This is a genomic window from Gordonia jinhuaensis (assembly GCF_014639795.1).
In the GTDB taxonomy this organism is placed as follows: domain Bacteria; phylum Actinomycetota; class Actinomycetes; order Mycobacteriales; family Mycobacteriaceae; genus Gordonia_B; species Gordonia_B jinhuaensis.
Window position 1 is genome coordinate 1 of record NZ_BMGC01000010.1, and the last position, 24,886, is coordinate 24,886.

Below are 24,886 nucleotides of genomic sequence, written 5' to 3' on the forward strand. Positions count from 1 at the left end.
CCTGGAACGACAACCCCCGCCCCTACGTGTGGGTCAAGACCGCTGACCAGATCCTCGACTCCATCGCCCACTACTGCACACGAATTAATGACTCAGGACACTAGACGGCGAGCTCCTCGGCAGCGAGCTGGCCGCAGGCGGCCGCGATCTCCTGACCGCGGGTGTCGCGCACGGTGCACGACACGCCTTGGGCGCGGACCCGACGGACGAACTCACGCTCGACATCCTTGGGGCTGGCATCCCACTGCGAACCCGGGGTCGGGTTGAGCGGGATGAGGTTCACATGCGCCCGCGACCCCAGCGCCGAGTGCAGCTTCTTGCCGAGCATGTCCGCGCGCCACGGCTGGTCGTTGATGTCACGGATGAGGGCGTATTCGATCGACACACGCCGGCCGCTGGTGTCGGCGTAGTACCGCGCCGCGTCGAGCACCTCGGACACCGACCAGCGGTTGTTCACCGGCACCAGCGTGTCGCGCAACTCGTCGTCGGGAGTGTGCAGCGACACCGCGAGCGTCACCGACAGTCCCTCGTCTGCCAGACGGCGGATCGCCGGGGCCAGCCCGACGGTCGACACGGTGACCGAACGCGCCGAGATACCGAAGCCGTCGGGCGCCGGCGAGGTGATCTTGCGGACGGCGTCGACCACCCGCTTGTAGTTGGCCAGCGGTTCACCCATGCCCATGAACACCACGTTCGACAGGCGTCCCGGCTCGCCGAGCTCGCCGTCGCGCAGGGCGCGTGCGGCCGCGCGCACCTGGTCGACGATCTCGGCGGTCGACAGGTTGCGGTCGAGTCCGCCCTGCCCGGTCGCGCAGAACGGGCAGGCCATACCGCAGCCGGCCTGGCTCGACACGCACAGGGTGTTTCGGGTGCCGCCCTCGGAGTTCTCATAGCGCATGAGCACCGACTCCAGCAGCGTGCCGTCGTGCAGCCGCCACAGCGTCTTACGGGTGTCGCCGCCGTCGCACTCGATGTGGCGCACCGGCGTCATCAGCGTCGGGAACAGCCGTTCGCGCAGGTCGTCGCGGATCCCGGCGGGAACGTCGGTCATCTCGGCCGGGTCACCGACCAGTCGCGCGTAGTACTGGCGAGCGAGCTGATCGGCGCGGAACGCGGGCAGACCGAGCTCGCCGACCACCTCACGCCGCTGTTCCGACGACAGGTCAGCGAAGTGTGTCGGGGGTTTACCCCGCTTCGGTGCGTCGAAAACGAGGGGAAGTGCAGGTCCGGCCATACATCAACGGTCCCGCATTTGGGCCTGGAATGCCAATTGCGACCGGGTCGGCTCGCGCGTGTCGGACGGGAATACCCCCGGAGACGGCCGGCGACGGGTGATCATGAAGGTATGGCCAGCAACGAACCCACCCCGTCGTCGAGCAGCGATCCCGCCGCCACTCCCCAGGGGACCGCCGGGTCGACCCCCACTCCGACTCCTGCCCCGAGTGCCTCCCCGGCGGGAAGCGCGGGCACACAGGGAGTCGACACGTCCTCGAAGTCCTCCAAGAAATCGACGAAGAAGTCCACCTCGGCGGCCGAGCAGGCACTGGCCAAGGTCGATCACAATCGCTCCCGCACCATCTGGGCCGGGGTCTTCGTCGTCGCGATCATCCTGATCCTGCTGCTGGTGTTCATCGTGCAGAACCTCGACCAGACGCGCGTGCACCTCTGGTTCTGGACGGTTGATCTGCCACTGGGCGTGAGCCTGCTGATCGCGGCGATCGCCGGCGGTCTCATCATCGGGATCATCGGAGCGGTCCGGATCTTCCAGCTCCGCAAAGCGCTCAAGAGCCTGCGTTCCTGACCCGGGCCGGCCGTCCGGCCTGCGGTGGGGCACACACCGTGGTGCCGGGCGCCGGCGATCGCCAGAGGGGCGTCACAGCAGTGCGGTGAGCACCGCCCACACGATGAACGCCGAGGGCAGCAGCGAGTCGAGTCGATCCATGATGCCCCCGTGACCGGGCAGGATCGTGCCCATGTCCTTGATACCGAGGTCGCGCTTGACCTGGGACTCGACCAGGTCTCCCAGCGTCGCGCAGATGACCAGCACCGGCCCGAGGATCAGCCCCACCCACCAGTGGGTGTCGAGGAGGAACTCGACCGTGAGGATCGCCCCGGCGGTGCCGAACACCAGCGAGCCGACGAACCCCTCCCAGGACTTCTTCGGACTGATCGCCGGCACCATCGGGTGTTTGCCGAATAGAACGCCGGCGACGTAGCCACCGACGTCCGAGCACACCACCACGATCATCAGCGTGAACACGCGACCGGAACCGTGAGCCTGGGTGACCATCATGGCCCCGAACGAGGCCAGCAGCGGCAGCCATGCGGTGACGAACACCGTGGCAGAACAGTCACGCAGATAGTTCTTGTGGCCGTGTTCGTCGGTGACGTGCATGAACAGCCGCCACACCATGGTCACCAGCACGGTGGCGGTGAACGCCACCAGCACCCCGGTGGTCCCCCACGGCCACGATCCCCAGATCATGGCTTGTCCGCCGACGATCAGCGGGACCGTGGCGATGGCGTAACCGGCGTCTCGCAGACGGTGGGAGACCTCCCAGCTCGCCACGGCGATCGCCACCGCGACCACGCCGATCCACACCATCGGGACGTAGATGAGGATGAGGATGAGTGCGACACCGAGTGTCGCGCCGACCGCGATCGCCGCGGGCAGGTTCCTCCCCGCCCGCGACTTCTTCGGTTCGACGGCAGCACCGTCAGTCACCGTGTTTCCCACTCCCCACTCCACCTGCCGGCCATTTCGCTTGCAGCCCGCTCGTCTGCCGCCCACTCGTCTGGCCCCGCAGACGGCGCATCGACGTGGCTGCCGTCCATGCGCTCACACATCCGTGGACCCTCGCCCGTGACCGGGCGAGGAACTCAGACCTCCAGCAGTTCGGATTCCTTGTGCTTGACCAACTCGTCGACCTGGCTGACATAGCCGGCGGTCGTCTTGTCGAGGTCCTTCTCCGCGCGAGTCACCTCGTCTTCGCCGGCCTCGCCGTCCTTCTGGATCCGCTTGAGCTCGTCGACCGCCTTGCGACGCACGTTACGGATGGCGACCTTGGCGTCCTCACCCTTGGCCTTGGCCTGCTTCACCAGTTCGCGACGACGGTCCTCGGTGAGCTGCGGTACCGACACCCGGATCAGGTTTCCGTCATTGGTCGGGTTGACGCCCAGGTCGGAGTTACGGATCGCGGTCTCGATCGCGCCCAGGGTGGAGGCCTCATATGGCTTGATGACCACCAGCCGCGGCTCGGGTGTGGTGATCGAGGCGACCTGGGTCACCGGGGTCATGGACCCGTAGTAGTCGATGACGATGCGGTTGAACATCGCCGGATTGGCCCGACCGGTCCGGATGGAGCCCATGTCGTCCTTGGCGACGCTGACCGCCTTGTCCATCTTCTCTTCGGCATCCAACAGCGCTTCGTCGATCATGGACGCACCTCCTGATCTGTTCTCGTCCGAGCCGTTCTCCGATGTTCGCGCCTGGTGTGCGGACATCGCGTCATGTCTGGACCCCGGTAGCGGTCCGTCTTCATCCTGTCACCTCGCCGGTGACCGCCGGAACAGCCGTCACGAGGTGGAGACCAGCGTCCCGATGTTCTCACCGGCCACCGCCCGGGCGATGTTGCCGCGCTCGAGCAGATTGAACACCAACATGGGCATCTTGTTGTCCATACACAGACTGAACGCCGTCGCGTCGGCGACCTTGAGGTTCTTCTCGAGTACTTCGCGGTGGCTGATCTCGCGGTACAGCGTGGCGTCGGGGTTGGTACGCGGGTCGTCCGAGTAGACACCGTCGACCGCCTTGGCCATCAGCACCACCTCGGCCTTGATCTCCAGGGCACGTTGAGCAGCCGTGGTGTCGGTGGAGAAGTACGGCAGTCCCATACCGGCCCCGAAGATCACCACTCGCCCCTTCTCGAGATGGCGCTGGGCCCGAAGCGGGATGTACGGCTCGGCGACCTGCCCCATCGTGATGGCGGTCTGCACGCGTGTGGTGATCCCGCGCTTCTCCAGGAAGTCCTGCAGCGCAAGGGAATTCATGACGGTCCCCAGCATCCCCATGTAGTCCGAGCGCGAGCGCTCGAGTCCGCGCTGCTGCAGTTCGGCGCCGCGGAAGAAATTGCCGCCGCCGATCACCACCGCCACCTGGACGCCGGATTCGACCACCTCGGCGATCTGGTCGGCGACCGTGGACACCACGTCGGGATCCAGACCCACCGATCCCCCGCCGAACATCTCGCCCCCGAGCTTGAGCAGCACCCGCCGGAACGCCGGGCGCCCGACGGCCGACGAGCCGCCCTCGCCGGTGGAATCATCGGAATCTGTCGGTTGGTTGTCGGTCGACGCGACGTCGGCACTCACGGTCGCACTCCTGTCTGCCCGGGTCGGCATAGCCGCGCTGCGGCGGTAAACGTGACCGCGCACGGCTCTCGGGAATCAGCTGTGCGACGGCGCGAACTAGACGGTTGTGGAGCTGGATGGCAGCGGACTGCCGGCGGTGCGGGCGCATGCGGATCGCCGGGCGATCCGATCACCTGCTGCCATCATCCTATGCACCACACACGAAACGGACCCCGTGGTGGCATATCGCCACCCGGGGTCCGTTCGGAGAAATCAGGCCTGGCCGACCTCGAAGCGGGTGAAACCCTTGACGGTCACGCCGGCGTCGTCGAGCAGTGCCTTGACGGTCTTCTTCGAATCCTGGACCGACGGCTGCTCCACCAGCACGACGTCCTTGAAGAAGCCGTTGAGCCGGCCCTCGACGATCTTCGGCAGCGCCTGCTCGGGCTTGCCCTCTTCCTTTGCGGTCTGCTCGGCGATGCTGCGCTCCTTCTCGACGATGTCGGCGGGCACCTCATCGCGAGTGGTGTACTTGGCCTTCAGCGCGGCGACCTGCATCGCGGCGGCGCGAGCGGCCTCCGCGGCGGCGTCACCCTCACCGGTGTAGGACACCAGCACGCCCACGGCCGGCGGCAGGTCCGAGGCACGCTTGTGCAGGTAGACCGCGACGGGACCGTCGTAGTAGACCACGCGACGCAGCTCGAGCTTCTCGCCGATCTTGGCGGAGAGCGCCTGCACGGCGTCGGCGACGGTGCCGTCACCGAGAGCGGCAGCCTTGAGCTCGTCGAGATCGCTGGTCTTGGCCGCGGCGGCCGCATCCAGGATCTGGTCGGCGAGCTGCTGGAACTCGGCGTTCTTGGCGACGAAGTCGGTCTCGGAGTTCAGCTCGATGAGCACGCCGTCCTTGGCGGCGACGAGGCCCTCGGCCGTGGACCGCTCGGCGCGCTTGCCGACGTCCTTGGCTCCCTTGATACGAAGCTCCTCGACGGCCTTCTCGAAGTCGCCGTCGTTGTTCTCCAGGGCCTTCTTGCAGTCGAGCATGCCTGCGCCGGTCAGTTCGCGCAGACGCTTCACATCAGCTGCGGTGTAGTTCGCCATCTCGGGCGAGCCTCCTTAGTGGTTTCGGAAATAACACAGGTGCCCCGAGCCCTCACGGGTCTCGGGGCACCCGCTGTGGTGTCTGTCGATTACTCGCTCAGGCGGTGGCGGGCGGCTCGGTCGCGGCCGGAGCCTCGGCGGCGACCTCAGCGGCCGGTGCGGCGGCCTGGGTCAGCAGTTCCTGCTCCCACTCGGCGAGCGGCTCACCTGCGCCGGCCTCCGGCTTTGCATCGGCGTCGGCGTTCTGGCCGGCACGGGCCTGAACACCCTCGGCCACGGCCGAGGCGACGACATGGGTGAGCAGCGCGGCGCTGCGGATCGCGTCGTCGTTGCCCGGGATCGGGTAGTCGACGAGATCGGGGTCGCAGTTGGTGTCGAGGATCGCGATCACCGGGATGTTCAGCTTGCGGGCCTCGCCGACGGCGATGTGCTCCTTGTTGGTGTCCACGACCCAGATGGCCGAGGGGACCTTGGCCATGTCGCGGATACCACCGAGGGTGCGCTCGAGCTTGTTCTTCTCACGCGTGAGCATGAGGATTTCCTTCTTGGTGCGTCCCTCGAAGCCGCCGGTCTGCTCCATCGCCTCGAGTTCCTTCAGGCGCTGCAGGCGCTTGTGGACGGTCGAGAAGTTGGTGAGCATGCCACCGAGCCAGCGCTGGTTGACGTACGGCATGCCGACGCGGGTCGCCTCGGCAGCGATCGACTCCTGCGCCTGCTTCTTGGTGCCGACGAAGAGGATCGTGCCACCGTGGGCGACGGTCTCCTTGACGAACTCGTACGCCTTGTCGATGTAGGTCAGCGTCTGCTGAAGGTCGATGATGTAGATGCCGTTGCGGTCGGTGAAGATGAATCGCTTCATCTTCGGGTTCCAACGGCGGGTCTGATGCCCGAAGTGTGTGCCGCTGTCCAGCAGCTGCTTCATGGTCACGACAGCCATGAGTATCAATCCTTTGTGTGCAGTTCATGCCGACACCGGATGGTGGTCGGCCCTGGCGTCCGCGCCAGGAGGAACCCGGTGTGAACGGGACTGCCCTCATGGCGGTCTCACGAACCGTGGTGAACACGGCTCGAACGCGGACGCGCGAAGTCACCTCACCGCGTGATGAGGTGCGGGTGAAGTCTACGCGCCAGGTGCGTCAACAACGAAATCACTCCCGTGATGGCACCGGCACGGAACCTCGAGAGGTGTAACGGCGTCCAAGTTGTGTGCATTCCCCCACACGTTCTTTCTCCGCTGGTTCCTTCTCCACTGGTCACCTCGCTCCTGTTCGACCTCTCCCCGCTCTTGGGCCTCTCGTGTGCGCTGGACGTCCGGTGGCGGTGATCCCACCTGTGCGCCGGGATCCGGCCCGCGCACGGCCACTGGTCGGGCCAACGGTCATCGCCCTTCTGATCGCGCTGCTCCTGGCTTGCAGTCGGGCTCCCGCGGGGGCCGCACCGCCGGGCTCCGGAACCTACGGGTGGCCGCTGAACCCACGCCCGGCCGTGGTCGCCGCCTTCGATCCGCCCGCCCAGCGCTGGCAGACCGGCCACCGCGGTGTCGATCTCGCCGTCGCGCCCGGCTCACCCGTGCTCAGCGCGGGTCCCGGCACGGTGCGGTTCGCCGGTGTGGTGGCCGGCCGGCCCACCGTGTCGATCGCACACCCCGACGGCACGATCACCACCTACGAACCGGTGACCGCGTCGGTGCGCGCCGGGACGGTCGTGGCGCGCGGAGATCAGATCGGAGTGGTGCAGGCAGGCCACCCCGGCTGTCGCGCCGCGGCCTGCCTGCACTGGGGTGCTCGCCGTGGCAGCGGCCACCAGGCCGTCTACCTCGACCCGCTCTCGTTGCTCGGCGCGGTACACATGCGCTTGAAACCACTACAACCCCACGACGCGGAACTCGCTAGCTGACCGGCACACGCCATGGACCCAGCGACCAGCACACCGGGCCACGACCGTCACCGCAGGTCCCCGACGCGACCTCAGGCTCGCGGATGCGCCTGTCGGTGCGCCGCACGCAGGCGCTCGACGCTGACATGGGTGTAGAGCTGCGTGGTCTGCAGCGACGAGTGCCCGAGCATCTCCTGGACCACGCGCAGGTCGGCGCCGCCTTCGAGGAGGTGGGTCGCGGCCGAGTGCCGCAGCCCGTGCGGGCCTATATCGGGCGCCCCCGACACCGCGTCGACCGCGCGGTGCACCACGGTGCGCGCCATCCGCTGATCGAGGCGCCCGCCCTTCGCGCCGACGAACAGCGCCGATCCCGCCCGCTGTGTCGCCAGCTCCGGACGGCCCCGGTCGATCCACGCCGCGACCGCGCGATCAGCGGGCACCCCGAACGGAACAGACCGCTGCTTGTTGCCCTTGCCGATCACGCGGACCACCCGTCGGCCCCGGTCGACGTCACCGATGTCCAGACCGCACAGCTCCCCCACGCGAATCCCGGTGGCGTACAGCAATTCCAGTATCGCGGTGTCGCGCAGGACGATCGGATCATCGGGGTCGACAACGCGGGGCGCGTTACCACCCGCATCGCTGGTCCCACCGTCCTCACCGCCGCTGGGACCCGAACTCTCATTGGGACCCTCACAGCCACTGTGACCGGCCGCGCGCGTGAGGACCTCGCGCGCCTGCGATGCGGTGAGCACCGGCGGCAGGGTGCGATGCGCGGTGGGTGCTTGGAGGCGCACGGACGGGTCGGCACTCATGATCTGTTGTCGGGCGGCCCAGGCGCAGAAAGACTTCGCCGAGGACACCCGGCGGGCGATGGTGGTGCGAGCGGCTCCGCTACGGGTGTGTTCGGCGAGCCAGGCACGCAACAGCGCGAGGTCGATGTCGGGTATCGCGACGCCGCGGGCACCGGCGAAGGCGACCAGCGATCGCGCATCGCCCAGGTAGGCGCGCACGCTGTGCGGACTCATCGCCCGCTCCAGCCGCAGGTATTCGCCGTAGGGCGACAACACATCGGCCATGGGACCACTTCACGCTCTGCGCGACGCCGGGGCAACCGTTGGCCCCGGCGTGTCGCCGTCGACCGCACTGGCCGCAGCCGCCACCGAGCCGCCCGCCCGCAGGGTCGCGGCGCTCAGGAGGCCGCCGGACTCGTCTCAGCGGCGCGCAGGTCCGCCTTCCACTGCCGGAAGCCCTCTTCGGTGCGACCGCGTCGCCAGTAGCCCGAGATCGAGTTGGCCCGCGCAGCACTGACACCACGCTCGCGGCGCACGTAGCGGCGCAGATTGTGCATCACGACCTGTGCCTCACCGTGGATGAACACCTGCGGCTCACCCTCGAGCCACTCGGCAGAACGGACCGCCTCGATGAGTGGCGCGTTGTCGCCGGCTCGATCGTCACCGACCTCGTCGGAGGAGCCACCGCGGTGTACCCAGGTGATTTCTGCGCCCTGCGGCGCCGTCAGCTCGATCTCGTCTTCTGGCCCGGCGACCTCGATGAAGGCCTTGACCACCGCATCCTCAGGCATCGCCTCCAGCGCGGCGGCCAGGGCCGGTAGACCCGCCTCATCGGAGGCCAGGAGATGCCAGGGGGCGTCCGCGTCGGGCCGATAGCCACTGCCCGGGCCCATGAACCGCACGACGGTGCCCGGCGTGACCGACGCGGCCCACGGCCCGGCGATACCCGTGGTGCCGTGAACCACGAAGTCGATCGCCAGCTCGGAGTTCTCGTGGTCGACCCGGCGAACCGTGTACGTCCGCAACACCGGTTGCGCCTCCGGAGGGAATTCCGCCCGGATCCGATCGAGATCGAAGGGTTCGCCGTAGTCCACGCCCTCCGGGGCGAACAACAGCTTCACGTAGGCGTCGGTGTCCTCGGTCGCGTCGAACTGCGCGAAGCCCGGCCCGCCGAGGTACACGCGCACCATATGCGGTGTCAGCTGTTCGCGTCTGGTGACGATCATCTCGTTGAGCTTTCTGGCCATACCGGACAGCGTACCCCGAAAGATAGGGGACCCTAACCCAACTGTGTCGTGCCGTTCTCGTCCACCGGTTTCCGGCCTGCCGGTCATCCCCCGGTACGTGCCCGTCGCCAGCCGTCGGGGCCGCGGACCACACTCCCGGCGACCTCGAGCAACGCCAATCGCGCGCGCACGTCGGCGACAGGCAGTCCCGCCGAGTTGGCGACGTCGCTCACGCTCACTCCCCCACGACCGGGCAGACATGTCAGGACCGGGTCGTCGTGTGCACCGGTGCCCGACGACGGCGTCCCGTCGTCTGTCGACGCACGCGTCGCCGCGGTGTCCACCGAATCGAACAGGGTCAATCCGTCGGGAGCGGCGAGCCGTTGCGCGGCAGCGGAATCTGCCACCAGACACGCCTGCCCCTCGGAGATCATCTGATGGCACCCCACCGACACCGCAGAGGTGATCGGGCCTGGCACCGCACCGAGCGGGACACCGATCCGACGGGCCCAGGCGGCGGTGTTGGCCGCCCCGCTGCGTCGGCCGGCCTCCACGACCACCACCGCGCGCGACAAGGCGGCCACCAACCGGTTGCGGGTGAGAAAGCGGTGTTTGGCCGCCGATATCCCCGGCGGATATTCGCTGATCACCGCACCGGTCCCGGCGATCTGCGCCAGCAGCCTCGCGTGCGCCACCGGGTAATCACGGTCGATACCGCACGCCAGCACCGCGACCGTGCTGGCACCCATTGCAAGTGCTGCACGATGGGCGCACGCGTCGATGCCGTAGGCACCGCCGGACACCACTGCCCAACCCGACTGCCCCAGTTCACCGGCGAGTGTAGAGGTGACGTGGGAGCCGTAGGAACTCGCCGCCCGCGAGCCGACCAGTGCGATCGAGCGTTCGGTGAGTTCGTCGAGTCGCGCCGGTCCACGCACCCACAGGGCCAGCGGCGCCCCGCCACGCGCCGAGGTGGAGGCGGTGTTCAGCGCATGCAACGTCCACGCGGGCCATTCGGCGTCCTCGGGGGTCACCAGTCGTCCGCCGCAGGCCTCAACGGTCGCCAGATCCTGTACGGCGAGGTCGATCTCGTAGGTGGTCTCGGTGGCATCGAGTGCTTCTTGATGCCCGGGCGGCGCCACACGCCGCCGAATGGCCGCGGCCGCCTCGACCGCACCCACCTCGGCGACCAGTCGCGCCACCGCCGGATTCGGCGGCTCGGCCACGCGCGACAGGTAGGCGTAGGCATGCTGTGTCGACGACATCTAGAAACCCCGATCTCTGAACAGGAGTGCTTGTGCCACATGTACTTCGGTGGGTGCGACGACACCGGACAGATCGGCCAGCGTCCATGCGACACGTAGCGCGCGGTCGGCTCCGCGCGCAGTGATCCGCCCGTCGCGCAACGAGGACTCGATCGGTGCGAGAGCGGCCGGCGAGAGCCGGAATTCCCGGCGCAGAAGCGGACCGGCCACTTCACCGTTGGTTCGGTAGCCGTGCGCCGACCACCGGTCAGCTGCCACCGCGCGGGCCTCGAGAACTCGGGCGCGTACCTGTGCACTCGTCTCCCCCGGCGCACTCATCAGCGCCGTGTTGCCCGGCGGATCCATGCGCACGCGCAGGTCGATGCGGTCCATGAGCGGTCCGGAGAGTTTCGCCAGATACCGTCTGCGCACCGGCGCCGGACACACACAGTCGGCGTCGGTCGCCGGAGCGCACGGACAGGGATTGGCCGCGAGCACCAGACCGAACCGAGCTGGATACACCGCGGTCCCATCGCGCCGGGTCACCCGGACCACACCCTCTTCCAACGGTGTGCGCAGCGAATCGAGCGCCGATCGCGAGGCTTCGGCACATTCGTCGATGAACAACACGCCCCTATGCGCGCACGATGCAGCGCCGGGCCGTGCCAGCCCGGTACCACCGCCGGTGAGCGCAGTCGCGCTGACGCCGTGATGCGGTGCGACGAACGGCGGGTCGGTGACCAGTGGGCTGTCGTCGGACAGAGTGCCCGCGATCGAGTGGATCGCCGTGACCTCCAACGATTCCGCCTCGGTCAAGGGAGGCAGGATTCCCACCATCCGCCGTGCCAGCATCGTCTTGCCGATTCCCGGCGGTCCGGTCATGAACAGGTGATGCGCACCGGCAGCAGCCACCTCCAGTGCCAGCCTCGCCTCCTCCTGACCGGCCACGTCGGCCATGTCGGGTACCTGCGGCGTCGCTGACCGCGAGCCCGCCACCGAGTGTGCGTCGACGGTGTCGAGCACACGCTGCCCCGTCAGCCACGCCACCACCTCGGCGAGATCGTGCGCCACACCCACCTCCACGCCGGGCACGATGGTGGCCTCGGCGGCGTTGCCGTCCGGAACGACCACCCGGCTGATTCCCGCCGCACGGGCGGCCAGAACTGCGGGGAGCACACCACGCACCGGCCGGATACGTCCACCGAGGGCGAGTTCACCGAGAAAGACCGTGCCGCGCAACAGATCTGAAACCAGCTCGCCGGAGGCGAGCACACTGAGCGCGAACGCCAGATCGAGTCCCGACCCGGATTTGGGTACTTCGGATGGGTACAACGCCACCGTGACCCGCCCCTCGGGCCACTTGAACCCCGAGTTGGTGATGGCCGCTCGGACACGGTCCTTGGCCTCGCGCAGCGCCGCATCCACCTTCCCGATCACACTGACCCCCGGCAACCCCTGACCGACGCTCGTCTCGACGTCGATCACACATGCCTCGAATGCGTTGAGCGCCACCGACGACACCCGCCCGATCGGCATCAGAACACGCCCCGCAGATGCCTGATCCGCCGATCGTCGATGTCATCTCGGTGTACCGACACCACATCGAAACGCACAGTGGGCCAATACCGCTCACTGCCCGACAACCACGCCCTGGTCAACGAGCGCATCTTCGCGAGCTTCGCACGCGTCACGGCCTCGGCAGGATCGTCGTACAGGCCACCCGCGCGTGTCTTGACCTCCACCACCACCAGCGTCTCACCGTCAACGGCGATGATGTCGAGCTCACCCGCCACCCCGGCGACAGAGCGCACAGCGCACCAATTGCGTTCCAGGATAACCCATCCCAGCGAGCCCAGATACTCGGCGGCCACATCCTCCCCCCACCGCCCCAACTCGGCGCGTGACATCCGCACCGCGCGCCCGTGCCCAGCTGCCCGCACACGGCTGCGCGCATCGCCACGACCAATCGCCCCGGTTTCACCGACAGAAGTTTCGTCCACGCCCCGATCATCACCGGCGACACCGAACCCGAACCGGAATCCAGGCGCGCCCAGGGCCCGACTGTGAATGAATCCGCAACTGTGGACAAACCGCGAATCGATACTTCCGGTCACGCGGATCCGGGTTCACCTCTCACCGGAGGGACTCAGCTGTGCGCACCGATCGCCGCGGCGAACTGCGGCCACGCATTGTGCAGCGCCGCTTGCCAATACGCCCACGAATGGGTTCCGTTGCCGTAGAAGTCGACCGTGGCAGGGATGTGGAGTTCACGGAACCGGCGGGCCAGATTGTGCGCGCAGTAGTCGGTGGCGCTCTCGATCAACGCACCGACCGCGAGCTGTTCGCCGAGCTTTTCAGGGTTGTCGTCGATGCCGGGACCATCGAGACGGTCGAACCGCCCCGGCAGACCGTCCCCGTTCGCGACATATATCGACTTGCCCCGAAACGCATCGGCATGCACCAGCGGATCGTTGGCGGCCCAGGCGGGATCGGTCGGCGGCCCCCACATGTTGGCCGTGTTACCGTCACCACGACCTTCCACGGTCAGCCGCACGAAAGTCTGTCCGACCGGATCGCTGGTCTGCGCACAACCGGAGAACGAGCCGATTGCCTCATACAGGTGCGGCGCGCGCAACGACAACTGGAAGACCGAGGTTCCCGCCATGGACACCCCAGCGATCGCATTGCGGCCGGCAGCCGCCAGGGTCGCGTCCACCGCCGACGGCAGTTCGTCGGTGAGGAATGTCGCCCACTTCTGTCTGCCCAGAATCGGATCGTCGGCGCGCCAGTCGGCGTAGTAGCTGGCGGCGCCTCCCATCGGTACCACCACGTTCACATCACGCCCCGCCAGGAAGTCGGCCGCATCGGTCTGCGCGAACCAGTTGCTTCCGCCGTATCCGCCGGCCGCCCCGTTGAGCAGGTAGATCGTCGGTGACCCGGCGCGCCGGGCCGGCAGGACCTTCACGACGATGTCGGCACCCATGGCTGCCGAATGCAGTCGATAGTCGACGACGGTGCCCTCGCGCCCCGTCTCGTGCAGCCCCGTCTCGTGCAGTACCGCCACGGGCGCCGCCGCAGCGGACCGCTGCACCGGGAGCCCGACGCCGACGAGCACGACCAGCGCCGCGCACAGAGTTCCCCATCCCCGACGCATCCGGGTCAGTTCCACACGCCCGGGGAACGTCTGTCCGTCACCGGCGCATGATCAGTCGACGTCGGGTAGCCGCAGGTCCGGCTTGTCGAGTTCCTCGATGTTGACGTCCTTGAACGTGATCACTCGTACCTGTTTGACGAACCGTGCGGGGCGATACATATCCCACACCCAGGCGTCGGTCATGCGGATCTCGAAGTAGACCTCACCGTCGACGTTGCGAGGCATGAGCTCGACGGCGTTGGCGAGGTAGAACCGTCGTTCGGTCTCCACGACGTAGGTGAACTGCCCGACGATGTCCTTGTACTCGCGGTAGAGCGAGAGTTCCATCTCGGTTTCGTACTTCTCGAGATCCTCGGCACTCATTGCATCAGCCTAACCCCACCGGGACGGATACGTTCGCGCACATTGCGGTAGGAGTGACGGTGGATGTCACAGGGTCCGAGGCGATCGATCGCGGCCATGTGCTCGGCGGTCGAGTAGCCCTTGTGAACGGCGAATCCGTACCCGGACCACTCGGCATCGAGACGGGTCATGATGGCATCCCTGGTGACCTTGGCGAGCACACTGGCCGCCGCGATACATGCCGACGTCGCGTCACCGCCGATCACCGGCAGAGACGGGACGGTCAGACCGGGCACCACGAAGCCATCGGACAGCACGTACCCCGGCGATGGGTCGAGCCCGGCGACCGCGCGGCGCATACCTTCGATGTTGGCTACGTGCACACCGATCCTGTCGACCTCGTCGGGCTCGATCACCACCACCGAGTAGGCCGCGGCATGTTTGGTGACGGCGCGGTAGAGCCGCTCACGCACGGCCGGACTGAGCTTCTTGGAGTCGTCGAGGTCCGCGAGTGACGCGGGTTGGGTCGGCCGGAGCACACATGCGGCCACCACGAGCGGCCCTGCACATGCACCCCGCCCGGCCTCGTCGACGCCGGCTACCGGACCCAATCCCCGGTTGTAGAGCGCGAATTCGAGGGTCCGAAGACTCGCGGCGCGTCGTACCGGAGACCGTGGTGGCCACCGGCCGGCACGGGACTCGCCAGGTGCGGGGATGCTGACCATGTCACGAATGCGACCCATGTCACGAATGCGATGCCGTCGACGACGATTGCGGGTTCACCGACTTCACACTCCCCCACCGGGAGAACGGATAGATGATGAAACGCACCTTGCCGCGGATGTCGCTCACCGGAACGGTGCCCTGGTACTCGTCGGTCATGTGATAGCGCGAGTCGGCCGAGTTGCCGCGGTTGTCGCCCATCACCCACACATTGTTCTTCGGGATGGTGATCGGCCCGAAATCAGGTCCGTAGCAGGGTGAGGAGATCGGTCCGTCGGTGCCCGTGGAGTCGAGTGCGCCGAAGTTGCGCTGCTGCAACGTCGTGTCGATGTAGGGCTCATGCAGGACCTTGCCGTTGACGGTCACACCGCGGCCCTCGGCGTTGCGACAGGCGACCGTCTGACCACCCACGGCGATGACGCGCTTGACGAGGTCGTTCTCATCGGGCGGTGCGAAACCGAACCACGAGAGAGCGTCCTGCAGACCGCGCACGAAGGTGTTCGACGACCGCGGCGAGTGCCAATCGGTGTCCCATGACGACGTGGGAGCCTTGAACACCACCACGTCACCGGGTTTCGGGTCGTTGCCGAACCGGTAGGAGAACTTGTCGATCACGATGCGGTCGTTGGTGCAGGCGGTACACCCGTGCAACGTCGGTTCCATCGACTCCGACGGGATGACGTACTGCCTGCCCACGAACGTCTGGATGAGCCAGGTGAGCAGGAGCACGCAGACAACGATGATGACCGTCTCACGCAGGATGCCGCCGCGTTTGCGGGCAGGCTTCTCGTCGGTGGTGTGCCAGGCGCGCTTGTCCGATCCGTCCTCGGGATCCGAGTTGCGGTCGGCTTCCGCGCCGGTCGAGGCGGGTGTGTTCTGCGCAGACGACCGCTGAGCTCGCTCGTCGGCTCGATGTGAGCCGCCGGGAGTGGGGTTGTCATCGGGGTCACCGGACGCACGATCATCCTGCGGAGTGTCTGCCACGCCGTAAGCCTAGTGGAACGCGCAGACGTCTCACACAACCCTCGACAGCTCGGGTCACACCCCTCGGCATCGCCCCGGATACGACACTGCCGGGCACGACGCGAACCGGAATCGGTCGCGGGTGCCCGGCAGTGGATCAGAGGTCGGTGACCCTGACGGTCAGCGCTTCTCCTTGATCTTGGCAGCCTTGCCGCGCAGGTCGCGCAGGTAGTACAGTTTGGCGCGACGGACGTCACCGCGGGTGAGGACCTCGATCTTCGCCAGGTTGGGGCTGTGCACCGGGAAGGTACGTTCGACGCCGACGCCGAAGGACACCTTGCGCACGGTGAAGGTCTCACGCACGCCGCCGCCCTGACGGCGGATGACGACGCCCTTGAAGACCTGCACGCGCTCCTTCGAACCCTCGATCACCTTCACGTGAACGTTGAGGGTGTCGCCGGGGCGGAATTCGGGGATGTCGTCGCGCAGGGACTGCTTGTCGAGGAAGTCCAGTGTGTTCATCTTGTAGGTCGATCCAATCGATATGTCATGTCGAACAGAGGAACCGCGCGTCCGGTGTGGCGAGGTATCGCGTCCGCATCGCAGACGAGTGACCCCACCACCGGCTCGACGGGTTCGTGCTCCGGAGTCGGCGCGCCGAGTCAGCGCAGGTGGCAACCACCGACGTCGAACGGCAACCGCTCTATTGTGCCAGAAGGACACCCTCAGGGTGAAATCGCTGATCAGCCGACCACCGCGGTCACCGGCGGGTGACCGTCGATCCGTCCCCGCCGTCCGCGGTGTGGTCGGGGCCGGCAGAGACAGTGGGCCCGGCCAGCAGATCTGGTCTGAGTGCCTCGGTGCGTGCCAGACCCTGCTCGTGGCGCCACGCGGCGATCCGGGCATGGTCGCCGCTGAGCAACACCGGGGGCACCGATAATCCACGCCACTGCTGAGGCCGCGTATAAGCCGGACCCTCGAGGATCCCGTCGGAGAACGAGTCCTGTTCGTGGGATTCGTTGTTGCCGAGAACGCCCGGGATGAGACGGACGGTGGCCTCGATCATCGCCATCACCGCGACCTCGCCGCCGATCAGTACGAAATCGCCGATCGAGACCTCGCGCACACGTACGCGCCGGGCGGCATCGTCGAAGACACGCTGATCGATGCCCTCGTATCGCCCGCAGGCGAAGACGAGGTGCGACTCGGTGGAGAACTCCTCGGCCGTTGCCTGCGTGAACGGCACACCCGCCGGGGTCGGCACCACCAGAAGCGCATCGTCGGGGCACACGTCGTCGAGGCACTCGCCCCACACGTCCGGGCGCATGACCATCCCCGGACCACCGCCGTAGGGAGTGTCGTCGACACTGCGGTGCACGTCGCGTGTCCAGCTCCGCAGATCGTGTACGCCGAGTTCGAGGATCCCCCGGTCGATCGCTTTACCCGGCAGCGACAGCCGCAACGGGGCGAGATAGTCGGGGAAAATCGAGACGATGTCGATGCGCATGGATGTGCTCTGCTGCTCCATCTGGCTGCCGCGCCCGTTAGTCGAACAGGCCGTCGGGGGGATCGATCTCGATCCGGTCGGCGGCGATCACCGGCACGATCTCCCGCACGAACGGCACCAAGAGTTCACGACCGTCCTCGGCCGTCACCGCCAGGACGTCGTTGGCGGGCAGGTGCAGAATCTCGGCGACCACACCGACACGATCCCCGGCGAGCGTGAGGACCGGCAGCCCCTCGAGCTCATGGTCGTAGAACTCGTCGGGGTCATCGCCGGAATCGACGTCGGCACTGTCGATCACGAACAGCTGCCCGCGCAGCTCATCGGCGCGATCGCGACTGTCGACGCCCTCCAGCGACAGCAACAGCCGCCCGGCATGCATCCGGGCGGCTGTCACCGTGACATATGTCTGAGCACCGCTGCGGGGGTGGCGTGTGCGCAGCGACGTACCGACGGCGAACCGGTCGGCCGGGTCGTCTGTCCGGACGTCGACCACCAGTTCACCGCGCACGCCGTGCGCTTTCACCACACGCCCCACGACGAGGTCCATCGAAGCGACGACCCTCGTCAGCGATCCGTGTCGACGATATCGACACGCACGCCACGGCCACCGATACCGGTGACCAGGGTGCGCAGGGCCGTGGCGGTACGACCTCCGCGGCCGATCACCTTGCCCAGATCCTCGGGGTTGACGTGGACCTCGACGAAACGACCGCGGCGACCGGTGGTCATCTCCACGCGCACATCGTCGGGGTTGGCCACGATCCCGCGAACGAGATGTTCGACGGCGTCTGCGACGACGGCACTCACTCTGCGGCGGGCTTCTCGTCGGCGGCGGCCTCGGCGAGCTGCTCGGTCTCGTCGGCCTTCTTGGCGGCGGCCTTCTTCTTGGGCGTCACGGCCTCGGCAACCGGCTCGCTGTCGGCGGCCGCGAGTGCAGCGTTGAAGAGGTCGAGCTTGCTCGGCTTGGCTTCCTTCACCTTGAGGGTGCCCTCAGCGCCCGGCAGACCCTTGAACTTCTGCCAGTCGCCGGTGATCTTCAGCAGGGTCAGAACCGGCTCGGTGGGCTGTGCGCCGACGCCGAGCCAGTACTGTGCGCGCTCGGAATCGATCTCGATGAGGCTCGGATCTTCCTTCGGGTGGTACTTGCCGATGGTCTCGATGGCGCGTCCGTCGCGGCGGGTGCGCGAATCGGCGACGATGACGCGGTACTGCGGGTTGCGGATCTTGCCGAGCCGCGTGAGCTTGATCTTGACAGCCATGTGAAAAGTCTTCCTTCGTGTGGTCACGCCGCAATTCAGCGGCACGCCCGGATGGCGTGCCCGGTTTTGCGGATATCTCGTCGGTGTGACCGCCGGGCGGTACGGAACCGGATCCGGCGAACCGACGCTTCATTCTGCCAGAAGCGCCGGGCGCGACGGAAATCGCCTGGGCGTCCATCCGCCCGCCACCGAGCACCGCCGACACCGATGCACGCCGGCACAGATGACTGGACCTCAGCACAGATGACGACGCGCCCCCCGGAATCCGGGAGGCGCGTTGTCCTGGAAGACCCTGCGCAATGGCGCCAGTGCACCCCACCCCACGAGGGGTACACCGGCGCCACGCGCCAGAAGGATCCTGTCACGGGCGATCGGTCATCCGTACCTGTGAATGCCGCGCGGAGAGACCGCAAATCGGCACGATCACCAAACCGGTGATGTCACCGGTTGGTCGGGGGATCACCCGTCGAACACGAGAAAACTACCAAAGAATGACATCGTTCAACCACCCTTACCGTCACGAATGTGGAGATATCACAAAGATCCACCCGTGAACCCCCCAACCCTCCCCGCCGATTGTCGGGCGGTGTCACAACGCCCGGCGACGGGTGACCGCGACCACGGCACATGCGACCGATTCGAAAACCGCTTGATTACACGGCTTTTACTCAAGAAGCGCCGGACCGGGGCGATTACTGTGCCGCCATTCACAATTATCGTGAAAAGCGAGTGGCACAACTTTCGATATACGGCGTCAGAGCACTTCTCCGCCGGCGACGACCGCGGTGGGGACGCGCAGCACAGCCGGATCCTCGGCGACATCGGACGCAAGGACCACCAGGTCGGCGGGTGCACCGTGAGCAAGTCCCGGTGCACCCAGCCACGCCCGGGGTGCGGCCGAGGCCGCGGTGAGTGCCTCCCGCGGCGTGAAGCCGATCGACGTCATCGCGATCACCTCGTCGACGATGCGCCCGTGGCCGATGAAGCCACCCGCGTCGGTACCTGCGAACATGGCCACCCCGGCCTCATGGGCATCCGAGAACACCTGCGGCGCATGCGAATACAGCTCGCGCATGTGGGCTGCATATGTCGGGAAGCGGTCAGCTGAATCAGCGATCGACGGAAAGTTCTCCACCTGGATGAGAGTGGGCACCAACGCGACAGATCTCTCGACCATGGCGTCGATCAGATCGGGAGTCAGACCCGTGCCGTGTTCGATGCAGTCGACGCCGGCGGCGATCAATCCGTGCAGCGCATCGGTGCCGAAGACGTGTGCGGTGACCCGCGCACCTTCGTCATGAGCGGCGGCGACGGCGGCCACGAGTAGGTCGTCGTCCCACAGCGGCGTGAGATCACCGACCGCACGATCGATCCAGTCCCCGACCAGCTTCACCCAGCCGTCCCCCGCGCGCGCCTGCCTGCGCACCTCGTCGGGCAGATCGGCGGGGTTCTCGAGCTCGACCCCGTATCCCCGGAGATAGCGTTTGGTGCGCGCGATGTGCCCGGCCCGACCTGATGAACTTCGGTCCGTGTGCGTCGGAGTCGAGTGGATGGGTGTCCAGCGGTGAACCGACCTCGCGGATCAGCAGCGCCCCGGCCTTGGCGTCGGCGCGGGCGAACTCTCGCGCCTGTTCGATCGTGACCCCGAGACCGGGGGCGATACCCACATGGTTGTGTGCGTCGACCAGTCCGGGCACGATCCAGCCGTCGGTGCACACGGTCTGCGCACCTGGCACCGGACCACGACTGATCCGACCCTGGTTGGTCCACAGTGACACCGGCTCGCCGGACAGAGCGTCGCTGCCGGCGATGTGCAGCGGCCCCGGCAGCGCCCGTCCACCTGCGTCGGCCTGTCCCGGCACCGACGACCCGGCGCTCACCGCTTCTTTTTCGTCGGCTTCTGGAACTGCGAGACGTCGATGCCCTCGAGTCCCGGCGGCAACTGGTCGAGTCCGGCGGGCATGCCGGACAGATCGGGGAAGCCGGCCGGCATGCCCGGCATACCGCCGCGAACCTTCGGCGGGGTCGGACCGCGGCCGCCCTTCTTCCCCTTCTTGCCCTTCTTACGATTGTTCCGGCGCGAGCCGGGCATCCCCATCCGCCCAGCCATCTGCGACATCATCTTCTTCGCGTCGAAGAAGCGGTCGACGAGCTGGTTCACCTCGGTGACCGTGACGCCCGAACCGTTGGCGATACGCAGACGGCGCGAGGCGTTGATGATCTTCGGGTCGGCCCGCTCGGCGGGGGTCATCCCGCGGATGATCGCCTGGACGCGGTCGAGCTGCTTGTCGTCGACCTGCGACAGTGCGTCCTTCATCTGACCGGCGCCAGGGAGCATGCCGAGCAGATTCCCGATCGGCCCCATCTTGCGGATCATCAGCATCTGTTCGAGGAAGTCCTCGAGTGTGAGATCGCCCTGGGTGATCTTGGCTGCGGTCGCCTCCGCCTGCTGGGCGTCCCAGTGTTCCTCGGCCTGTTCGATGAGGCTGAGCACATCACCCATGCCGAGGATGCGGCTGGCCATCCGGTCGGGGTGGAAGACGTCGAAGTCTTCGAGCTTCTCACCCGACGAGGCGAACATGATCGGTACGCCGGTGATGTCGCGGACCGACAGTGCCGCGCCACCACGTGCGTCGCCGTCGAGTTTGGTCAGCACCACACCGGTGATGCCCACACCCTGGGAGAAGGCCTCGGCTGTACCGACCGCATCCTGTCCGATCATCGCGTCGAGGACGAACAGCACCTCGTCGGGGGACACGGCATCGCGGATCCCCGCGGCCTGTGCCATCAGCTCGGCGTCGACACCGAGGCGACCCGCAGTGTCGACGATCACGACGTCGTACTGCTTGTCCTCGGCCATGGCCACGCCGTCGCGGGCGACGTCGATGGGGTCGGCGGCGCTGACACCCAGCTCCCCCTCACCGCCGACACTGGTGCCCGGATGTGGCGCATACACCGCAACCCCGGCCCGCTCACCGACGATCTGCAGCTGCGAGACCGCTCCGGGTCGCTGGAGGTCGGCGGCCACGAGAAGTGGTGTGTGGCCTTGCTTCTTGAGCCACGCGCCGAGCTTGCCCGCCAGCGTCGTCTTACCGGCGCCCTGCAGACCCGCGAGCATGATCACCGTCGGCGGTGTCTTCGCATAGCTGATCCGGCGGGTCTCACCGCCGAGGACGTCGACGAGTTCTTCGTTGACGATCTTGACGATCTGCTGGGCCGGGTTGAGCGCACCGGAGACCTCGGCACCCTTGGCGCGCTCCTTGACGCGCGAGATGAAGCCTCGCACCACCGGCAGCGAGACGTCGGCGTCGAGCAATGCCAGCCGGATCTCCCGCGCTGTGCGGTCGATGTCGGCATCCGACAACCGGCCCTTGCCACGCAGGTCGGTGAGTGCACGGGTCAACCGGTCGGAGAGCGATTCGAACATTCCCCTAGCCTATCGGCACACCGGCGCCGGGCGAACCGCCCGCACCACCCTCGGGCTCGTCGGAATCCTCCGCGGGTGCCGGCGGCGGCACCACAGCGAGGATCGCCTCCTCCAGCGACGCCCTCATCTGGGCACTGTCGGCGGGAAGGTCGACCCCGAAGGTGTCCACGACGGTTCCGCCAAGAGTGGTGACCTTGGCCCACTCGACGCTTGCCCCGGCACCTTCGATGACCGCGGCCACCCGGGCGAGCAGACCGAGGCGGTCTCCGGCGCGCAGTTCCAGCGTCACCGGGGCGTCCTCGCGTTCGGCGTCGATGTCGGGTTCGATCCACAGGACCCGCGGCGGCGCCTGGGCGAACAACGCGGGCACCGCGACCTGACGATCGCCCACCTGTGGCGGTGTGGGCATGTCGCGTTCGCGCGCGTCGAGGCGGGCGCCGATGTCGAGTCGACCGTCGATGGCCTGTAACAGCTGCTGGCGGATGAGGCCCGGCTCGGGCGGGTCGCCGAAGGTCGGCACCACCACGAAGGTGTTCACCACGCTGCCGGCGTGACTGCGCGCGTTGGCCGAACGCAGTCGCAGTCCGTTGAGGGCGAGAACCCCGGCCATCTTCGACAGCATTCCGGGGCCGTCGGGGGCGATCATCGTCACCTCGAAAGTGTGCGGACCTTCGGTGGTGTCGATCTCCACGGTCACCCCACCGTTCTCGGCGAGGCGGATCTCCTTGTCCGACAACGGTTCCGGCTGCGGAAGCGGCTCACCGTCCATCAGACGCAGACATCGCCGCACAAGTTCTCCGACCAGTGAGGCCTTCCACTCTCCCCACACACCGGGACCGGTGGCCAGCGAATCGGCCTCGGCGAGCGCCGCGAGCAGCTCGAGCAGAACCCGGCTGCCCCCGAGTGCGTCGACCACCGACTGGGCGGTCTCCGGATCGTCGAGGTCACGTCGTGTGGCCGTCGAGGGAAGCAACAGGTGATAGCGGACCATCTCCGACAGCAGCGCCACATCCTGCGGCCACAACCCGATGCGGTTGCCGATCTGAGCGGCCAGCTCGGCCCCCACGATGGAGTGATCGGCGCCGCGTCCCTTGCCGAGGTCGTGCAGCAACGCACCCAGGACCAGCAGATCGGGTCGTGACACCCGTGTGGTCATGGTGCTGGCGTACGCCGTGGTCTCGACCAGATGCCGATCCACCGTCCAGATGTGGACGGCGTCGCGTGGCGGCAGATCGCGCACCGCTCCCCACTCGGGCAGCAGACGTCCCCACAGCCCGGTCCGGTCGAGCGCCTCGATCGGGTCGACCATGTGACTGCCGGTGCCGAGGAGGACGAGCAGATCGCTCAACGCCTCGGGCGGCCATGGTTCACGCAGTTCGGGTGCGTGGTCGGCGAGTCGACTCAGCGTGGCGGCGCCGATCGGCAGACCCGTCCGCGCCGCGGCGCTGGCCACCCGCAGGATCAACCCGGGATCCTTGCTGGGGATAGCACTGCGAGCGAGCACCACCTCACCGGCGTGTTCGACGACCCCCTCGTCGAGTGGACGACGGAGCGGGGCGCGACGCAATTTGGACAATCCCCTGCGCGGCAACGCATTCGCCGAAGTACGCAACCCCAGATCCACCGAGTAGGAGACGGTGCGCGCGCAGTCGCTGATCGTCCGGGCCAAGTCGAAGCGGTCGCCGATGCGCAATGCGGCACCGATCTCGTCGGCGTCCTGGGCGCGCAGCGATTCACGCGGGCGCCCGGCGATGCGGTGCAGTTCGGTGCGGATGTCGAGCAGCCGCGTGTAGGCCGTACGCAATCCGCCGCCGGGTGAATCGGGACGCAGGCTCCCCATGCCGTCGGTGAGCTGCGCGATGGCCAGATTGTCGAGCATCTGGACGTCACGCAGGCCGCCGCGGCCGTTCTTCAGGTCCGGTTCGGCGCGGTGCGCGATGTCACCGGAGCGCTTCCACCGATCCCGAGCAGTGTCGACGAGTTCGCCGAAACGGTGCCGGATGTCGGTGCGCCACTGTCTGCGGATGCCCCCGATGAGCAGGTTCGTCAGCTCCTCGTCACCGGCGATGTGACGGGCGTCGAGCATCGCCAGCGCCGCGGTCATATCCGACGAGGCCACCTGCAGTGCCTGCGGAACGGTCCGGACGCTGTGGTCGAGGGCGATGTGGGCATCCCACAGCGGATACCAGAGCGCGTCGGCGACCTCGGAGACCTCCGCGGGCTTCATGTCGTCATGCAACAGGATCAGGTCGAGATCGGAGTACGGGAGCAACTCCTGACGACCCAGCCCACCGACGGCCACGATGGCGAACCCGCTGTTGGGGCGGATACCGATCTCAGCGCCCTTGGTGGTGAGCCAGAAGTCGTGCAGATCCACCAGGACCTGACGCAGCCCAGCGGCGTCGAGCCGCTTGGGGCCGTCCTGCTGCGCGAGCAGGGCGCGGCGCGCCTCCACGAGGTCGGTGGCCGCGGCCGGGGGCGAAAAGCCCGACTTGCCCGGTGATGGACGCGGCCCCGCGTTCGACGAATCGTCGGACGCGGGGCCGTCGTTGTTGTTCGTGACGAACGGCACGTGTTACCTGCCGCTATAGAGCGTCGGTTCCGCGCTCACCGGTGCGAACACGGACAACGGTGTCCACCGGCGAAACCCAGACCTTGCCGTCACCGATCTTGCCGGTGCGAGCGGCCTCGACGATCACCTCGACGACCTTGTCCACCGTCGAATCGTCGACGATCACCTCGACGCGCACCTTGGGAACGAAGTCCACCGAGTATTCCGCACCGCGGTAGACCTCGGTGTGGCCCTTCTGACGGCCGTACCCCTGGACCTCGCTGACGGTCATGCCCAGCACGCCGGCCTGCTCCAGGCCCGCCTTGACATCCTCGAGGGTGAACGGCTTGACGATTGCGGTTACCAGTTTCAC

The 24,886-nt window shown here is 67.4% G+C and carries 25 protein-coding genes and 1 pseudogene; 2 read left to right on the plus strand and 24 right to left on the minus strand.

The window, feature by feature from the left end; genetic code table 11:
* Window positions 1-100 precede the first annotated feature (100 nt).
* Complete coding sequence (gene rlmN / locus IEW22_RS08870) at window positions 101-1,234, minus strand: 23S rRNA (adenine(2503)-C(2))-methyltransferase RlmN (protein ID WP_188586264.1); 1,134 nt, start codon at window positions 1,232-1,234, stop codon at window positions 101-103.
* A 111-nt stretch (window positions 1,235-1,345) separates the two neighbouring features.
* Between rlmN and IEW22_RS08875 the strand changes: the two genes are divergently transcribed.
* Entirely contained in the window at window positions 1,346-1,801 is a 456-nt protein-coding gene (locus tag IEW22_RS08875; RefSeq protein ID WP_188586265.1) for a lipopolysaccharide assembly protein LapA domain-containing protein, read from the plus strand.
* A gap of 72 nt (window positions 1,802-1,873) precedes the next feature.
* Here IEW22_RS08875 and IEW22_RS08880 read toward each other — a convergent pair whose 3' ends face one another.
* The 5 genes from IEW22_RS08880 to rpsB form a co-directional block, all read right to left on the minus strand.
* Entirely contained in the window at window positions 1,874-2,725 is an 852-nt protein-coding gene (locus tag IEW22_RS08880) for a phosphatidate cytidylyltransferase (protein ID WP_229742330.1), read from the minus strand.
* Between the two features lie 155 nt (window positions 2,726-2,880).
* A complete protein-coding gene (gene frr / locus IEW22_RS08885; protein WP_188586267.1) occupies window positions 2,881-3,438 on the minus strand; it encodes a ribosome recycling factor in 558 nt (185 codons plus the stop codon).
* A 138-nt stretch (window positions 3,439-3,576) separates the two neighbouring features.
* The gene (pyrH, locus tag IEW22_RS08890; protein WP_188586268.1) at window positions 3,577-4,401 is read right to left on the minus strand and encodes a UMP kinase; all 825 of its coding nucleotides are present in this window, start codon (window positions 4,399-4,401) and stop codon (window positions 3,577-3,579) included.
* A gap of 222 nt (window positions 4,402-4,623) precedes the next feature.
* Window positions 4,624-5,448, minus strand: coding sequence for a translation elongation factor Ts (tsf, locus tag IEW22_RS08895; protein WP_188586269.1), 825 nt, complete (start codon window positions 5,446-5,448; stop codon window positions 4,624-4,626).
* Between the two features lie 97 nt (window positions 5,449-5,545).
* The gene (gene rpsB / locus IEW22_RS08900; protein ID WP_188586270.1) at window positions 5,546-6,385 is read right to left on the minus strand and encodes a 30S ribosomal protein S2; all 840 of its coding nucleotides are present in this window, start codon (window positions 6,383-6,385) and stop codon (window positions 5,546-5,548) included.
* A 383-nt stretch (window positions 6,386-6,768) separates the two neighbouring features.
* Between rpsB and IEW22_RS08905 the strand changes: the two genes are divergently transcribed.
* The gene (locus IEW22_RS08905) at window positions 6,769-7,344 is read left to right on the plus strand and encodes a M23 family metallopeptidase (protein ID WP_373284160.1); all 576 of its coding nucleotides are present in this window, start codon (window positions 6,769-6,771) and stop codon (window positions 7,342-7,344) included.
* Window positions 7,345-7,415: 71 nt separating this feature from the next.
* On the opposite strand, the gene IEW22_RS08910 is transcribed toward IEW22_RS08905, so the two are convergent.
* The 18 genes and pseudogenes from IEW22_RS08910 to IEW22_RS08995 form a co-directional block, all read right to left on the minus strand.
* On the minus strand, window positions 7,416-8,402 hold the full coding sequence (locus IEW22_RS08910; RefSeq protein ID WP_188586271.1) for a tyrosine recombinase XerC: 987 nt from the start codon (window positions 8,400-8,402) through the stop codon (window positions 7,416-7,418).
* Window positions 8,403-8,515: 113 nt separating this feature from the next.
* Window positions 8,516-9,364: a siderophore-interacting protein gene (locus IEW22_RS08915; protein ID WP_188586272.1), complete on the minus strand. Its 849-nt coding sequence runs from the start codon at window positions 9,362-9,364 to the stop codon at window positions 8,516-8,518.
* Window positions 9,365-9,447: 83 nt separating this feature from the next.
* Entirely contained in the window at window positions 9,448-10,608 is a 1,161-nt protein-coding gene (dprA, locus tag IEW22_RS08920; RefSeq protein ID WP_188586273.1) for a DNA-processing protein DprA, read from the minus strand.
* Window positions 10,609-12,123, minus strand: a complete 1,515-nt coding sequence (locus IEW22_RS08925; RefSeq protein ID WP_188586274.1) for a YifB family Mg chelatase-like AAA ATPase — start codon at window positions 12,121-12,123, stop codon at window positions 10,609-10,611. It abuts the gene before it with no gap.
* Window positions 12,123-12,494, minus strand: coding sequence for a YraN family protein (locus tag IEW22_RS08930; protein ID WP_188586362.1), 372 nt, complete (start codon window positions 12,492-12,494; stop codon window positions 12,123-12,125). The genes IEW22_RS08925 and IEW22_RS08930 overlap by 1 nt, the downstream gene beginning before the upstream one ends.
* Before the next feature lie 239 nt (window positions 12,495-12,733).
* The gene (locus IEW22_RS08935; RefSeq protein ID WP_188586363.1) at window positions 12,734-13,741 is read right to left on the minus strand and encodes an alpha/beta hydrolase; all 1,008 of its coding nucleotides are present in this window, start codon (window positions 13,739-13,741) and stop codon (window positions 12,734-12,736) included.
* A 51-nt stretch (window positions 13,742-13,792) separates the two neighbouring features.
* A complete protein-coding gene (locus tag IEW22_RS08940) occupies window positions 13,793-14,104 on the minus strand; it encodes a DUF2469 domain-containing protein (RefSeq protein WP_188586275.1) in 312 nt (103 codons plus the stop codon).
* Window positions 14,101-14,826: a ribonuclease HII gene (locus IEW22_RS08945; protein WP_229742332.1), complete on the minus strand. Its 726-nt coding sequence runs from the start codon at window positions 14,824-14,826 to the stop codon at window positions 14,101-14,103. The genes IEW22_RS08940 and IEW22_RS08945 overlap by 4 nt, the downstream gene beginning before the upstream one ends.
* Before the next feature lies 1 nt (window position 14,827).
* Entirely contained in the window at window positions 14,828-15,790 is a 963-nt protein-coding gene (gene lepB, locus IEW22_RS08950; protein WP_188586276.1) for a signal peptidase I, read from the minus strand.
* Between the two features lie 159 nt (window positions 15,791-15,949).
* Window positions 15,950-16,291, minus strand: a complete 342-nt coding sequence (gene rplS / locus IEW22_RS08955; RefSeq protein WP_188586277.1) for a 50S ribosomal protein L19 — start codon at window positions 16,289-16,291, stop codon at window positions 15,950-15,952.
* 238 nt (window positions 16,292-16,529) lie between these two features.
* Entirely contained in the window at window positions 16,530-17,276 is a 747-nt protein-coding gene (gene trmD, locus IEW22_RS08960; protein WP_188586365.1) for a tRNA (guanosine(37)-N1)-methyltransferase TrmD, read from the minus strand.
* A gap of 37 nt (window positions 17,277-17,313) precedes the next feature.
* Window positions 17,314-17,823, minus strand: coding sequence for a ribosome maturation factor RimM (gene rimM / locus IEW22_RS08965; protein WP_188586278.1), 510 nt, complete (start codon window positions 17,821-17,823; stop codon window positions 17,314-17,316).
* A gap of 17 nt (window positions 17,824-17,840) precedes the next feature.
* Entirely contained in the window at window positions 17,841-18,083 is a 243-nt protein-coding gene (locus IEW22_RS08970) for an RNA-binding protein (protein WP_188586279.1), read from the minus strand.
* Entirely contained in the window at window positions 18,080-18,535 is a 456-nt protein-coding gene (gene rpsP / locus IEW22_RS08975) for a 30S ribosomal protein S16 (RefSeq protein WP_188586280.1), read from the minus strand. The genes IEW22_RS08970 and rpsP overlap by 4 nt, the downstream gene beginning before the upstream one ends.
* Window positions 18,536-19,289: 754 nt before the next feature.
* Window positions 19,290-20,364: pseudogene (locus IEW22_RS08980) on the minus strand (amidohydrolase family protein).
* Window positions 20,365-20,411: 47 nt separating this feature from the next.
* Window positions 20,412-21,962, minus strand: a complete 1,551-nt coding sequence (gene ffh, locus IEW22_RS08985; protein WP_188586281.1) for a signal recognition particle protein — start codon at window positions 21,960-21,962, stop codon at window positions 20,412-20,414.
* 4 nt (window positions 21,963-21,966) lie between these two features.
* Window positions 21,967-24,534 carry a [protein-PII] uridylyltransferase gene (locus tag IEW22_RS08990; RefSeq protein ID WP_188586282.1) on the minus strand — a complete coding sequence of 856 codons (2,568 nt, stop codon included), beginning with the start codon at window positions 24,532-24,534 and terminating at the stop codon, window positions 21,967-21,969.
* Window positions 24,535-24,547: 13 nt separating this feature from the next.
* Window positions 24,548-24,886: a P-II family nitrogen regulator gene (locus IEW22_RS08995; protein ID WP_188586283.1), complete on the minus strand. Its 339-nt coding sequence runs from the start codon at window positions 24,884-24,886 to the stop codon at window positions 24,548-24,550.